Genomic DNA, 14208 nt, shown 5'->3' with positions numbered 1-14208 from the left:
ATGAAACCGCTTATCCCCTTTGTTGTGATGCTGCTGCTGTGCGGCTGTAGCGTCGGTCCCGACTATCAGCGCCCCGCGATGGCGATGCCGGTCCACTATAAAGAGGCCAAAGGCTGGCAGCAGGCGACGCCGCTTGATGCGCAAAGCAAAGGCGAATGGTGGGCGGTTTATCACGACGCCACCCTGAGCGGCCTGCTGAACCAGGTGAGCATCTCGAACCAGAACGTGGCAAATTATGCCGCGCAGTACCGGCAGGCACAGGCGCTGGCGAGTGAGTCACGTGCGGCGCTGTTTCCCTCGCTGGGCTATGACGGCAGCGCGACGCGCAGCGGCAGCCACGCGACTGACAGCAGCTTTCGCACCACCAGCAGCAGCCATCAGGCGGAGCTGAGTGCCAGCTGGGAGCTGGATCTGTGGGGCAAACTGCGACGCACGCTGGAGGAGAACCGCGCCAGCGCCTCGGCCAGCGCGGCGGAACTGGCCAATATCACCCTGAGCGCCCAGTCTGAGCTGGCGCAGGACTATTTCCAGCTGCGCATCATGGATCAGAAAATCGCGCTCTATCAGCAGAGCGTTGATGCTTATCAGCGCTATCTGAAAGTGATTACCAGCCAGTATCAGGCGGGCACCGCGTCGCGTGCGACCCTGGCCCAGGCGCAGCTGCAGCTGGAGAGCGCCAGCGCCTCGGCGCAGGATTATCAGTGGCAGCGCGCGCAGATGGAGCACGCCATTGCGCTGCTGATCGGCAAAGCACCCGCTGAATTCAGCCTGACCGCCGCGCCGCTGACGGCCACGCTGCCCGCGATTCCGGCAGCCCTGCCGGGCGAGCTGTTGCAGCGCCGTCCCGACATTGCTTACGCCGAACGTAACATGGCCGCGGCCAATGCTGCGGTGGGCGTGGCGGTGGCCGGTTACTATCCCGACCTGACCCTGAGCGCCAGCGGTGGCGTCAGTTCTTCCGTGCTGCATTCGCTCTTCTCGCTGCCGAACCGCGTCTGGTCGCTGGGGCCGGAGCTGAGCGGCACGCTGCTGGATTTTGGTGCGACCGCAGCACAGGTCGATCAGGCACGAGCGGGCTGGGATGCCAGCGTTGCGACCTATCGTCAGACGGTGCTGACCGCAATGCAGGAGGTGGAAGATAAGCTGGTGGAGCTGAACACGCTGCAGGGTGAGATCGCCGCGCAGCAGCGCGCCACCGACGCGGCGCAGACCTCTGCGCGGGTAACCCGTTTGCAGTATGAGGCGGGCATGATTACGTATCTGGATGTGGCGACCACCGAAAACAGCCGCCTGAGTGCGCAGCAGAGTTTGCTGACGCTGCAGAGCACGCAGTGGGTCAGCAGTGTGGCGCTGATTGCGGCACTCGGCGGTGGCTGGCAGGCACCCTGAAGGCGGCGTCAGGTTACCGATAATTCTGTTGTCGAACCGCGTCAAATCCTGCATCGTGAGGGGCTATTTTCACAATGCTAAGGAGCCGGCATGGTTTTCACACTATTGCGCCTGATATTTCGCCTGTTATGGCGGGTCGAACTGCGTGGCGACGTCGCCGAACTGCATAAGCAGAAGGTATTGATCACGCCGAACCATATGTCGTTTCTCGACGGCATATTGCTGGCGCTATTTTTGCCGATTAAGCCGGTCTATGCGGTCTATTCGACCATCAGCGAAAGCTGGTTTATGCGGCTGGTTAAACCCTTTATCGACTATGTGCCGCTCGATCCCACCAAACCCATGGCGCTCAAACAGCTGGTCAGGCTGATCGACAGTGGCCGTCCGGTGGTGATCTTCCCGGAAGGACGTATTACCGTCACCGGATCGCTGATGAAGATCTACAGCGGGGCGGGTTTTGTCGCGGCGCGTTCGGGCGCGAATGTGGTGCCGATGCGCATTGAAGGCGCAGAGTACACGCCGTTTGGTCGTCTGGCGGGCGTGTTTAAACGTCGCCTGTTCCCCCGCATCACCCTGACGATTCTGCCCGCCACCCGCATTCCGATGCCGGAGGCGAAACGGGCGCGCGATCGGCGCGTGCTGGCCGGTGAGCATCTGCATCATGTGATGATGGAAGCGCGCATGGCGGTGCGTCCGCGTGAAACCCTGTTTGAGGCGTTTCTGGCGGCGCGTACGCGTTATGGCGCGTTTAAGCGCTGCATCGAAGATGTCAATTTCAAACCCGACAGCTACAACGGACTGCTGAAGAAGGCGCTGGGCGTGGGCCGTATTCTGGAGCGCTACAGCCAGCCGCGTGAAGTGGTAGGACTGCTGCTACCCAATACCACCGTCACGGCGGCGGCGATTTTCGGGGCATCCCTGCGCGGACGCGTTCCGGCGATGCTCAACTATACGGCGGGCGTAAACGGCATGCGGGCGGCACTGACCGCCGCGCAGATCAAAACGGTCTTCACGTCGCGCCAGTTCCTGGACAAAGGCAACCTGTGGCATCTGCCGCAGGGGCTCGATGATGTGCAGTGGATCTATCTGGAAGATCTGAAAGATACCGTGACCAGTAAAGATAAACTGTGGATCGTCGCCCATCTGCTGATGCCGCATCGCGCGCAGCTGCCCCAGCAGCCGGAAGACGCCGCGATGGTACTGTTTACCTCCGGCTCGGAAGGCAACCCCAAAGGGGTGGTGCATTCGCATAAAAGCCTGCTGGCGAACGTCGAACAGATCCGCACCATCGCCGACTTCACCCCGCGCGACCGCTTTATGTCGGCGCTGCCGCTGTTCCATGCATTTGGTCTGACCGTCGGGCTGTTTACGCCGCTGATGACCGGCGCCCAGGTGTTCCTCTATCCCAGCCCGCTGCACTATCGCATCGTGCCGGAGCTGGTTTATGACCGTAACTGCACCGTGCTGTTTGGCACCTCGACCTTCCTCGGCAACTACGCGCGCTTTGCCGCGCCCTATGATTTTGCCCGCCTGCGCTATGTGGTGGCGGGGGCGGAGAAGCTGCAGGAGAACACCCGTCAGCTCTACATGGAGAAGTATGGCATTCGCATTCTTGAAGGCTACGGTGTAACCGAATGCGCGCCAGTGGTCGCGATTAACGTGCCGATGGCGGCGAAGGCGCACACCGTCGGACGCATTCTGCCGGGCATGGATTCGCGGCTGATGTCGGTGCCGGGCATTGAGCAGGGCGGACGGCTGCAGCTGCGCGGACCGAACGTGATGAAGGGCTATCTGCGCGTCGAGAATCCAGGCGTGCTGGAAGTGCCGGTCGCCGACGATGGCGAAGGCAATCAGGAAGCGGGCTGGTATGACACGGGTGATATCGTCAGCTTTGATGACGGCGGTTTCTGCCAGATTCAGGGGCGCGCCAAACGCTTCGCGAAGATTGCCGGTGAGATGGTGTCGCTGGAGATCGTCGAGCAGATCGCTCTGAAGGCGTCGCCGGACAAACAACATGCCGCCTCGCTGCGCCCGGATGGTCAGCGTGGTGAGGCGCTGGTGCTGTTCACCACCGACGCTGAACTGGCGCGCGACAGCCTGCAGAAAGCGGCCCGCGAGCTGGGTGCGCCAGAACTGGCGCTGCCGCGTGATATCCGGGTGATGAAGCAGTTGCCGCAGCTGGGCAGCGGTAAACCCGATTACGTCACGCTGAAAAAAATGGCGGAAGAGGAGCAGGCATGAGCCTTGATCGTAATGCGCCGCTGATGTCACGCGGCATGATCGCCGTGATTATCGCCCAGTTCTTTTCGGCCTTCGGCGATAACGCGCTGCTGTTTGCCACGCTGGCCGTGCTGAAAAGCCAGTTCTATCCCGACTGGAGCCAGCCGGTGCTGCAGATGCTCTTTGTCGCGGCCTACATTCTGCTGGCACCCTTTGTCGGTCAGGTTGCGGACAGCATGGCAAAAGGGCGGGTGATGATGCTCGCCAACAGCCTGAAGCTGCTGGGCGCGCTGGTGATCTGTTTCGGCTTCAATCCCTTCCTCGGATATACCCTGGTGGGCGCTGGCGCAGCCGCCTACTCCCCGGCTAAATATGGCATCCTCGGTGAGATCACCCACGGTGAGAAGCTGGTGAAAGCCAACGGGCTGATGGAGGGATCGACCATCGCCGCCATTCTGCTCGGCTCAGTGGCGGGCGGGATGCTGGCTGACTGGCATCTGCTGGCGGCGCTGGGGATCTGTGCGCTGACCTACGGCATTGCCGTGGTAGCCAACCTGTTTATCCCGAAACTGCAGGCGGCGCGTCCGGGGCAGAGCTGGCAGTTTGGCATGATGACGCGCAGCTTCTTCAGTGCCGCCGCGCTGCTATGGCGTGATGCGGAGACGCGTTTCTCGCTGCTCGGCACCAGCCTGTTCTGGGGCGCAGGCGTGACGCTGCGTTTTCTGCTGGTGCTGTGGGTGCCGGTGGCGCTGGGCATCAGTGACAACACCACGCCAACAACCCTGAATGCCATGGTGGCAATCGGGATTGTGATTGGGGCGGCGGCGGCGGCGAAGCTGGTGACGCTTGAAACGGTGCGTCGCTGTATGCCAGCCGGTGTGCTGATTGGTGTGATGGTCGTCGTCTTCGCGCTGCAGCATTCTCTGCTGAATGCCTATCTGGTGCTGATGCTGATTGGCGCGCTGGGCGGTTTCTTTGTGGTGCCGCTGAATGCGCTGTTGCAGGCGCGGGGCAAAGAGAGCGTCGGTTCAGGTAATGCGATTGCGGTGCAGAATCTGGGTGAGAACAGCGCCATGCTGATTATGCTGGGGCTCTATACGCTGGCGATCAAGGCGGGTGCACCTGCGGTGGCGACGGGCGTCGGTTTTGGCGTGCTGTTTGCGCTGGCGATAGCGCTGCTGTGGCTGTGGCGACCGGCTAAGCGTTAAGCGATTCACCGCCTCTCTCCGGGATAGCCGGAGAGAGGCGGGCGCCCTCGTTAACAATAGATGTTAACAACGGAGATTAGCGACGAAGGGCAATCGCTTCGATTTCGATCTTCACATCTTTTGGCAGACGCGCCACTTCGACACAGGAACGTGCCGGGAAGTGAGCTTCATGCTCGGTGAAAAACGCCTCATAAGCCGCATTGACCGTGGCGAAGTCATTTAAATCCTTTACGAACACCGTGGTCTTCACGATGTCGCCGACCTTCAGACCCGCTGCTTCAACAATCGCCTTCACATTTTCCAGTGACTGACGCGCCTGTGCGGCAACGTCATCCGCCACCTGGCCGGTCGCCGGATCCACCGGGATCTGGCCAGAGGTGATGATCATGCTGCCCAGATCGACACCCTGAACATAGGGGCCGATAGCGGCAGGGGCTTTTTCAGTACTGATTTCACGAGACATCATTGCTCCTTTGATTACGTCGTCAGGCGGCCATGCCGCCGGTGTTGCCCATTATAAGGTCGGGCAGGGCGATTACCAGTGACCCAGCACCACATGGCGGGCGAACTCTTTTTCGCAATATTTGCACTTCAGATGCACATCGTCGGCGCGCTGCTTCACGGCAAAGCTGGAGAAGACCGGCTCGCTGCGGCTGATGCAGTTGCTGTTCGGGCAGGTCAGCACCCGTTCAACGTGGTCCGGCAGCGTCGGGGCGATCTTCGCGACCACTTCATAGTCGTCGATGCGGTTGACCGTGGCATGGGGCGCATAGACCGCCAGCTGATTGACCTGATCGTCGGTGAGAAAGGTGTTCTCAATCTTGATCAGATCTTTGCGGCCCATCTCGCCTGAGGGCAGATTCAGGCCAATAGTAATGCGCTGATCGGTTTCGGTCAGCCGGAACAGAGAGAGCAATTTAAAGCCGATCTGCGCCGGAATATGGTCGATGACCGTGCCGCGTTTGATCGCTTCGACCTGCAGTTTGTTGTCCTGCGTCATGGGGTTATCTCCTTACAGGGCGAGTTCGCTGTTTAAAACCAGTGCCAGCAGAGCCTGGCGCGCATAGATGCCGTTACCCGCCTGCTGGAAATACCAGGCATACGGGGTTTTATCGACATCGGTGGTGATTTCATCGATGCGCGGCAGCGGGTGCAGTACTTTCATATTGTCGCGCGCCGTAGCGAGATCGGCGGCGCGCAGAATGAACTGCGCTTTGACGTTGGCATATTCTGACGGATCAAGCCGCTCTTTCTGCACCCGCGTCATATAGAGGATATCGAGCTGCGGCATCACCTCTTCAAAGCTGTCGTGACGTGACCAGCTGATATTCTTCTCATCCAGCATGTCGGTGATATAGGCCGGCATCGCCAGCGCATCGGGCGCGATAAAGAAGAAGCGGTTGCCGTCAAACTTCGCCAGCGCCTGGGTCAGAGAGTGGACGGTTCGGCCATACTTCAGGTCGCCGACCATCGCCACATTCAGCTGATTAAGACGGCTCTGCGTCTCCTGAATGGTGAAGAGATCAAGCAGTGTCTGGGTCGGATGCTGGTTCGCGCCGTCACCGGCGTTGAGAATCGGGATGCCACCGGAGAATTCGGTCGCCAGCCGCGCCGCGCCTTCCTGCGGGTGACGCATCACAATGGCATCGACGTAGGTGCTAATCACTGAAATGGTGTCGGCCAGGGTTTCGCCCTTTTTGCCCAGCGACGTATTACTGCCGTCAGCAAAGCCCACCGCTGACGCGCCGAGGCGATGAATGGCGGTTTCAAACGACAGGCGGGTACGGGTAGACGCCTCAAAGAAGCAGCTGGCGATAACCTTGTGCTTCAGCAGTTCCGGCTGCGGGTGGGCTTTCAGCTTTGCGGCGGTGTGCAACGCCAGTTCCAGCTCTTCACGACTGAGGTCGTTAATTGAAATAATGTGTTTGCGATATAGCGGGTTAGCCATAGCTTTCTCCTCTGCGCGGCCGGATTGCGGACAAAAAAAAGCCCCTGCTTAAGGGGCTTTTTTAAGATCGGGTCGATGACCGAAAGAAACAGTAGCACCGCCTGCGGTCAGGCGTGATTGAGCGTCAAGTTGTCCGCTGTGCTGTAGCATATTTCCTCCGGCAAATTGGGCCGCATTATACCCGTTCGCGGTGGGTCAGCAAGAGGAAAACGTTTGCGCCTGCCTGGCCGATCGGAGGCCGGGCCAGGTCAGGCGGATGAATCGCTAAGTATCCGCGCTCCCTGGCAGCATCAGCCCGTGTCACATCCGTCGGTCAGCGCTGGCCCAGCGTGGCCACCATTACCGCTTTAATCGTGTGCATCCGGTTCTCGGCCTGGTCGAACACAATGCTGTGTGGCGACTCAAACACCTCGTTGCTCACTTCCATGCCGTTGGGCAGATCGTACTGTTCCGCCATCTGCTGGCCCAGCGTGGTCTGATCGTCGTGGAAGGCGGGCAGACAGTGCAGAAATTTAACCTGCGGGTTGCCGGTCAGATCGAGCATCGCCCGGTTCACCTGATAGTCACGCAGTAGCGCGATACGCTCGGCCCACACCGCTTTGGCTTCGCCCATCGACACCCAGACATCGGTGTAGATAAAGTCAGCGCCTTTCACGCCGTCGGTAATATGTTCGGTGAGGGTGATTTTCCCGCCGGTCTGCTGCGCGGCTGCACGGCACTGCGCCACCAGTTGCTCCTCTGGCCAGCAGCTCTTCGGTGCCACCAGACGCAGATCCAGCCCCACCTGTGCGGCGGCTTCCAGCATGGTGTTGCCCATGTTGTTGCGCGCATCACCTACATAAACCAGCGTCATCTCGCTGAGTTTTTTGCCCGGCAGATGCTCCTGCATGGTCAGCAGGTCGGCCAGCAGCTGGGTCGGATGAAACTCGGTGGTCAGGCCGTTCCACACCGGCACACCGGCATGTTCCGCCAGCGTTTCCACCAGTTCCTGACCGTAACCGCGATACTGAATGCCATCGTACATCCGGCCCAGCACCCGCGCGGTGTCGCGCATCGACTCTTTATGGCCGATCTGGCTGCCACTCGGGCCAAGATAGGTGACGTTTGCACCCTGATCGTAAGCGGCAACTTCGAAAGAGCATCGGGTACGGGTCGAGTCTTTTTCGAAGATGAGCGCGATGTTTTTACCTTTCAGATGCTGCACTTCCTGGGCGCTTTTTTTCGCCCGTTTCAATTCAGCGGAAAGGGAGAGGAGATGATCAATTTCGGCGGGCGTAAAATCCAGAAGCCTGAGGAAATGGCGCTGATACAGCTGACTCATACAACACTCCGGTAATCATTAAAGTGAATTAAAATTCAATCTAACCGGATGGATATGCATTTTCAAGTGCGGTGCTAATAAACTTTTCGTTTTGTGTAGTGGCGCGACGGGCAGTATGGGAAAATAATTGATTATTGCCGAACTCAGAGAGGATATCGTCATGGCATATGAAGCATTACTGGAAGAGCAGCAGGAAGAGACGCGGCAGATTATCGAAGAGCTGCTGGAGGATGGCAGCGATCCTGATGCGCTCTATACCATCGAGCACCATCTCTCATGCAATAATTTTGATTCGCTGGAAAAAGCGGCCGTTGATGCGTTCAAGCTGGGTTATGAAGTGACCGAGCCGGAAGAGCTGGAGCTGGAAGATGGCACCACCGTGATGTGCGTCGACATCATCAGCGAATCCGCCCTGAAGCCTGAACTGATCGATGTGCAGGTTGAGCAGCTGGTGAACCTGATTGGTAAGTACAACGTCGATTACGACGGCTGGGGCACCTATTTTGAAGATCCCGATGCCGAAGATGAAGATGACGACGCCATCGAAGATGAAGATGATGATGGTATTCGCCACTAAGTAGCCGGGGCGGAGAGTTCTCCGCCTGTCACCCCTGCCACCTGTTTTAACATCATGAACTACGCACCCTTACTTGAACCGATCTATCAGTTTCTGCACTGCCGCACGCCACAGGCCTGGATTGATGAGGCGCGCAAGCCGGAAAATCTGACCCTGCTGTTAACCGACCATCTGGTGTGCGAACTGAAAGCCGCGCAGACCGCGGTGTGGTTGATCCGCAAATATGTTGCCGACAAACCCAGCGGCGACGCCATTCTGGCGTGGCTGAAACCTTATGAAGATTTTATCTTCCGCGAAGATGGCGACAGCGACTTTATCAACGCCCATAAGAACCTAACAAAACGTATCATCGTGCGCAATGCGCTGCCGTGGGCGGATGAGCTGGTGGAGAAGATGGTGCTGCTGATTAAAGAGGAGCTGCATCACTTCTATCAGGTGTGGGAAATTATGCAGTCGCGCGGGCTGGTCTATCAGAAGATCACCTCCAGCCGCTATGCCAAATCGCTGCTGCGCGAAGTCACCACCCATGAACCGGAAACGCTGGTGGATAAGCTGATATGCGGCGCTTACATCGAGGCGCGCTCCTGCGAACGTTTCGCCAGTCTGGCACCTTATCTTGATGACGAACTGGCGAAGTTCTATCTGTCGCTGCTGCGCTCAGAGGCGCGACATTATCAGGACTATTTAACCCTGGCGGCGCAGATTGCCACCAGAGACATCACGCCGCGGGTGCAGGCGATTGGGGCAACAGAAGGGCGGTTAATTAGCGAACCCGACAACGAATTACGCTTTCACAGCGGCGTACCGGCGTTCTGATTAGAGTAAACGGCGCTCTTACGATGGCCGTTTATTTTTTATATTGAACCGGGTTGATTTTATTAATAATAAAAAGATAAGTATTAACTGTTAATCTAATATGAACGCGTTACCTCCGAAAAATATAATTTGAGTGACCCCTCACAAAATATTTTATCTCTTCTGTTTTTTCTTTGCGGAATAACTATAGTGCTCTTGCCGGATTAGGATTGTTATTTTTCAAGCAAAACCTGATTCATAACGCCTCTTTGCCAGAGAGGGTTGTGAATCAGGTTTTTTTTTGCACCGGCTATAGCCGGGGAAAAGAATCAGCGACTTTTTTCGCCCGGCCAGTTTTGCTAATAAGCATTTAATGGAAGGAGTCATTAACATGAGGGGAAAGCGCGGTATTCCGTTATTTATTTTACTGTTTTTGCAGCCATCTGGCGCATGGGCTGACTTTTCCGACGCATTATCGTTCTCTGACAATGCTTTCCTGCGTGATTCGCAACTCGATCTCAGACTGCGTAATCACTGGAAGTATCTCAAGGAAAATGAAGCGCAGCCTACCGCTGTTCATAATGCCTGGGGACAGGCGGCAAGCCTGAATTTTCGTTCCGGCTATCAGTGGGACTGGCTGGGTTTCGATGCAACTTATACCCGAACGATCAGGCTGGGAGCCAGCGACTACTTTGCCACGCGCGGCCTGCTTTACGACAGCGGCGGTCATCAGCAAAAAGCTGACGCGCACGGCTTCAGCAAGTTTGGTGAACGCTATCTGAAAGTGAAGCTGGGGGACGCGAATGCGGGATTTAAAGGAAAAGCGGGCTGGCAGGAGTTAAAAAACATCGGCGTGCTGACCACCACGGACCGCTTGTCACGCAACAGTTACTCAGGCTATAGCGGCGCGCTGAACGTGCAGAAGATTCGGCTGGATTTGGCTTACGTGACCAAAACGCTTCGCCACGACTCGCCGGAGAGTCTTGCCCTGCAAACCCAGGACCGACGAAAAATTAATGCGATCTATACCGGCGCACTGAGCTATACCGGTGATCGCGGACGTCTCGCCTACGCATTTGGCGAAGCGGAAGCCTACCAGCGGCGTCATGTTATCGAAGCGAATTACTCGCTCTCGCCGGACTGGCGCTTGTCCTCTCAAATTTATGGCAGTCAGGGGCTGGAAAATTATAAAAGCATGGCGGCCAGCAAAAGATCGTTCGATAACCACGCGTGGCACTATGTCGGTGAAGCAGACTGGATTAACGACAGATGGACACAGAAATTCGCTGCCGCCTGGACTTCGGCGCCCAAACATAATGCGGTGGGATATTATGTGCGCCCGCTGACAAAAAATACCCGTGGGCGTTTCAACGCCCTGACCTCTGCCGGAAAAGATTATACCCGTGATAAAGAACTGGCGCTGGTGTCGCAGACGGAATTTGAAATTTCAAAAGGCATTTTTAGCGGGTTTCAGATTAACTATGGACAGTTTAATTACCGTAATACGCGTATACGTTCGGGGGAAGTCGCGCTCATAAATCGCTTTATCGAACCCCATCCGGCCCTGAAGGATTTATCGGTCTTTACGCTATTCGGTTATGGCTGGTCATATAAGAATAATAAAGAAACGCCGGTTTTTAATGCGCAAGGAAAATATATGCGTTCTCCCAGCCTTTCTGCAGAGATCGCGGTTGAGTATAAATTAAACCTGTTCAGATAAGGAAAATACGATGAAAAGAATTTTTAAAGCGTTGCTGATTCTTATTGTGGTTGGGGCTGTCGCAGGCGAAGCCTTTGCCGCCGATGTCACTCTCTACGTTACGCGGCATGGTAAAACGATGTTCAACACGGTGCATCGCGCGCAGGGATGGGCAGATACTCCGCTAACGCCAGCGGGGGTAGAGGTGGCGCAAAAGCTGGGACGCGGTCTGCAGACGATCCCGTTTATCGCCGTCTGGTCCAGCGATGCTGGCAGAGCGAGAGAAACCGCGCAGCTTGTGATGCAGGCATGGAAAACGCCGCTGCCGCTGAACGAACGCCGGGAATTGCGGGAAGTGGGCTTTGGCCTGTATGAGGGCGATCTGAATAATAATATGTTGAACGATGCCGCCCATCAGTTGGGATTTGCATCCGACACGGCGCTAATGGAGGCCTATGGCAAAGGCAAGGTTCATGTCGACAGGATCATAGACGCTATCCGGCAGGCGGAAGCGTCAGGCACGCCGGCACTGAGAGGCATTAAATCAGCAGGCATGGCCGAAAGCTATCAGCAGGTTGCGAAGCGAATGGTCGATAGTCTGACTGAGATAGCGCAGCAGGCCCGGCAGCAGGGCGGCGGTAACGTTCTGGTGGTCACGCATGGCCTGGCGATTACAGCGCTACTGCAGGCGCTTGGCGATACGTCGTTAAACCAGACGCTGGACAATGCGAGCGTAACCCGGCTGCGCTATACCGACAGCGGAGAGTTCGTGATTGAATCCATCAACGATATGAGTTACGTAGAGCGCGGCTTATAACTTCCGCAACATACGCACTTCGCAATCGACATGGCCTGTGCAGCCCATCGCGCTGTCGATATGCTCGAAGCCGAGTGACTCATAAAGTTTAATGGCCCGCGTCAGGCTGGCGGTGGTTTCCAGATAGCAGCGACGGAAACCGTGGCTGCGTGCATGTTCTATCGCCCGCAGCGCCAGTTCGCGTGCCAGACCCTGACCGCGCACCTCTGGCAGAAAGTACATCTTTTGCAGTTCGCAGATATCGGGTGCGCTGCAGGCGAGCGGCGCAACACCGCCGCCGCCGACCACCTTGCCCTGATACTCAACAATCCAGTAGGCGCTCTGTTCGGCACTGTAGAGCTCAAACAGCTGGTCGAGCTGCGGATCGGAAACGGTGTAGCCCTTGTCAGCCGTCAGGCCGAACTCCGCGGAAACATCGCGGATCACCTGGGCGATATGCGGATTATCGGCGGCAGTAATCGGCCGCACCTGAAGGTGCTGAGAGTCAGAAATCATGTGGGAGTTGAGCTATGTAAATCGGTTAGACATTTACCAGAAGTAACATTATCGTCATGTAAAAGCAATATTCCTGACAATGCAGGGAGGCTTTTAAAGCGTCATGTTTTTTAATGTCACTTGAAAATCTGTTTTATCATTTACACCTTACTATGTTCAGTAATAAGGAATTGTTTCTATCTTCTGGTCTTAATAGTGCTGATTACTTCACAATCAATTTGTTTGTCTTAATTGATGTAAATCAAAAATGCTGACTGCTACTCCTGTAAGTTAATATCTTTAACGCTAATTAAAGGATTAATTTCATGGCAATTCCAGCTTACCTATGGCTGAAAGATGATGGTGGCGCAGATATCAAAGGATCAGTTGACGTCCAACATCGAGAAGGAAGTATTGAAGTACTTAGTTTCATGCATGGTTTGAGCATACCGGTCGATCCTCACACCGGTAAACTCACAGGGACGCGTGTTCATAGTGCATTAGAATTCGAAAAAGAATTCGACTCATCCAGCCCTTATCTCTATAAAGCAGTCTCCTCCGGGCAAACACTCAGGTCAGCTGAAATAAAATGGTACCGTATTAATCACGCTGGCCAGGAAGAGGAGTACTTCAATATGTTCATTGAAGGAGTGAAAGTGGTGTCGGTTAATCCACTCATGCATAACATCAAATCCATTGAAAATATGAACCATCTTGAGTCAGTAACGCTGCGCTACGAAAAAATCACCTGGAAGTACTGTGATGGCAATATTCAGCACTCCGATTCATGGAAGGAGCGCACATAATTCAACTATCAATGGCGCAGCAATTCTGTGAGTCATTTTAAGGAGCGTGTATGACATGGGTCTATGACGTCAGAAAGCGATCTTTTACACGAGATGGTGTCTATAAATTCGATGCGTTATATGCCGGGGCTGAAGGATATAAAGACGATCCTGCATTAGCATGTGAGGTGAACAAAGGTCCTTTGCCAGCAGGAAAGTATAAGATTGCCAGTCCTATGGCAAAGCATCCTACAGCCGGACGGTTTGTTCTCCGTCTTATACCTTATGCGGGTAACAATATGTGTGGTCGCGCCGGGTTTCTTATTCATGGAGATAACGGCTTTGGTACCGCTTCGAATGGCTGTATTGTCGCGTCTTTCAATGTAAGAAAAAGTATTGCGGATAGCGGCGACAGGGAGTTAATAGTGAAATGAAATGGCTCATTATTTTGCTATTAGCATTGTTTTCCGTCTCCTGTTCATCAGGAAGGTTCAATTCTGCAGAACATGTTTTGTCAGATAAAGTGATTACGGCATCCCGCAATAATGACAGCAGTTCACTTTCAGATGCTGATTATGACAAGATAACAGAATATCTTTCTCAGGGCCGGACACGCTGGATTGAACTTTACCCCATCCTTAATCGATCGCCATTCTTAGGCGCAACCTCTTTTCAGGAAGGTCTGGACATCGCGATGGCCTATGCCTTACCTGAAAATCCTGGCGCGGTAATGAAATACGTTAATCAAGGCAATGTTAATAAGCTATGCGGCATGCCATTTATTGAGCCGACGCCGGATGAAACAGATGCGTACTTTTTAAAAGCCCGCACGGCGCTTACTCAGTTAACGTCAGAAAGTGACCGGGAAAAAAGATGCCTGTCTGTATTAGAAAAGAGTCATGATCATCTTGCTGCTGAAACAAGGACGAGAAGGGTGTCATCGAAAAAATGATATTAAAAACCCCGCGCGAGAGC

General features: G+C 55.4%; 15 protein-coding genes. 10 read left to right on the top strand and 5 right to left on the bottom strand.

Features of this window, described 5'->3' with window-relative positions:
• The 3 genes from NR195_RS08325 to lplT all read left to right on the top strand — a co-directional run bounded on the left by NR195_RS08325 (nt 1) and on the right by lplT (nt 4817).
• A complete protein-coding gene (locus NR195_RS08325) occupies nt 1-1389 on the top strand; it encodes an efflux transporter outer membrane subunit (protein ID WP_256844408.1) in 1389 nt (462 codons plus the stop codon).
• Between the two features lie 90 nt (nt 1390-1479).
• Complete coding sequence (gene aas / locus NR195_RS08320; RefSeq protein ID WP_010671792.1) at nt 1480-3630, top strand: bifunctional acyl-ACP--phospholipid O-acyltransferase/long-chain-fatty-acid--ACP ligase; 2151 nt, start codon at nt 1480-1482, stop codon at nt 3628-3630.
• Nucleotides 3627-4817: a lysophospholipid transporter LplT gene (gene lplT / locus NR195_RS08315; protein WP_033759668.1), complete on the top strand. Its 1191-nt coding sequence runs from the start codon at nt 3627-3629 to the stop codon at nt 4815-4817. Before aas ends, lplT begins: the two co-directional genes overlap by 4 nt.
• Nucleotides 4818-4893: 76 nt before the next feature.
• Here lplT and ridA read toward each other — a convergent pair whose 3' ends face one another.
• The 4 genes from ridA to argF form a co-directional block, all read right to left on the bottom strand.
• Nucleotides 4894-5280 carry a 2-iminobutanoate/2-iminopropanoate deaminase gene (gene ridA, locus NR195_RS08310; RefSeq protein WP_010251687.1) on the bottom strand — a complete coding sequence of 129 codons (387 nt, stop codon included), beginning with the start codon at nt 5278-5280 and terminating at the stop codon, nt 4894-4896.
• 72 nt (nt 5281-5352) lie between these two features.
• Nucleotides 5353-5817 carry an aspartate carbamoyltransferase regulatory subunit gene (pyrI, locus tag NR195_RS08305; protein WP_010251684.1) on the bottom strand — a complete coding sequence of 155 codons (465 nt, stop codon included), beginning with the start codon at nt 5815-5817 and terminating at the stop codon, nt 5353-5355.
• A gap of 12 nt (nt 5818-5829) precedes the next feature.
• On the bottom strand, nt 5830-6765 hold the full coding sequence (pyrB, locus tag NR195_RS08300; protein ID WP_010251681.1) for an aspartate carbamoyltransferase: 936 nt from the start codon (nt 6763-6765) through the stop codon (nt 5830-5832).
• 313 nt (nt 6766-7078) lie between these two features.
• Nucleotides 7079-8086, bottom strand: coding sequence for an ornithine carbamoyltransferase (gene argF / locus NR195_RS08295; RefSeq protein WP_256844407.1), 1008 nt, complete (start codon nt 8084-8086; stop codon nt 7079-7081).
• Nucleotides 8087-8246: 160 nt separating this feature from the next.
• Here argF and rraB point away from each other — a divergent pair, with 160 nt between their 5' ends.
• From rraB to NR195_RS08275, 4 genes are all read left to right on the top strand, one after another.
• Entirely contained in the window at nt 8247-8663 is a 417-nt protein-coding gene (gene rraB, locus NR195_RS08290) for a ribonuclease E inhibitor RraB (protein WP_010251675.1), read from the top strand.
• 54 nt (nt 8664-8717) lie between these two features.
• Nucleotides 8718-9479 carry a tRNA-(ms[2]io[6]A)-hydroxylase gene (locus NR195_RS08285; protein ID WP_033769520.1) on the top strand — a complete coding sequence of 254 codons (762 nt, stop codon included), beginning with the start codon at nt 8718-8720 and terminating at the stop codon, nt 9477-9479.
• 370 nt (nt 9480-9849) lie between these two features.
• Nucleotides 9850-11178 carry an OprD family outer membrane porin gene (locus NR195_RS08280; RefSeq protein WP_256844406.1) on the top strand — a complete coding sequence of 443 codons (1329 nt, stop codon included), beginning with the start codon at nt 9850-9852 and terminating at the stop codon, nt 11176-11178.
• 10 nt (nt 11179-11188) lie between these two features.
• Nucleotides 11189-11974 (top strand): histidine phosphatase family protein, encoded by a 786-nt coding sequence (locus NR195_RS08275; RefSeq protein ID WP_010251666.1) that lies wholly within the window; start codon nt 11189-11191, stop codon nt 11972-11974.
• Here NR195_RS08275 and NR195_RS08270 read toward each other — a convergent pair.
• Nucleotides 11969-12469, bottom strand: a complete 501-nt coding sequence (locus NR195_RS08270) for a GNAT family N-acetyltransferase (protein WP_010671786.1) — start codon at nt 12467-12469, stop codon at nt 11969-11971. The two genes, NR195_RS08275 and NR195_RS08270, sit on opposite strands and share 6 nt — an antisense overlap.
• Before the next feature lie 305 nt (nt 12470-12774).
• Here NR195_RS08270 and NR195_RS08265 point away from each other — a divergent pair, with 305 nt between their 5' ends.
• Genes NR195_RS08265 through NR195_RS08255 form a run of 3 tightly spaced genes read left to right on the top strand, consistent with a single transcriptional unit; the run spans nt 12775 to nt 14185 of the window.
• On the top strand, nt 12775-13254 hold the full coding sequence (locus NR195_RS08265; protein ID WP_010671785.1) for an Hcp family type VI secretion system effector: 480 nt from the start codon (nt 12775-12777) through the stop codon (nt 13252-13254).
• A gap of 50 nt (nt 13255-13304) precedes the next feature.
• Nucleotides 13305-13667, top strand: a complete 363-nt coding sequence (locus NR195_RS08260; RefSeq protein ID WP_010671784.1) for a tlde1 domain-containing protein — start codon at nt 13305-13307, stop codon at nt 13665-13667.
• Nucleotides 13664-14185 carry a hypothetical protein gene (locus NR195_RS08255; protein WP_124889642.1) on the top strand — a complete coding sequence of 174 codons (522 nt, stop codon included), beginning with the start codon at nt 13664-13666 and terminating at the stop codon, nt 14183-14185. Before NR195_RS08260 ends, NR195_RS08255 begins: the two co-directional genes overlap by 4 nt.
• Nucleotides 14186-14208 lie beyond the last annotated feature (23 nt).

The organism is Pantoea sp. Ft-CA_14 (assembly GCF_024520875.1).
Classification (GTDB): Bacteria; Pseudomonadota; Gammaproteobacteria; order Enterobacterales; family Enterobacteriaceae; genus Pantoea; species Pantoea agglomerans.
Note: the sequence above shows the minus strand (reverse complement) of the source record. Positions and strands in the feature narration are given on the sequence as shown.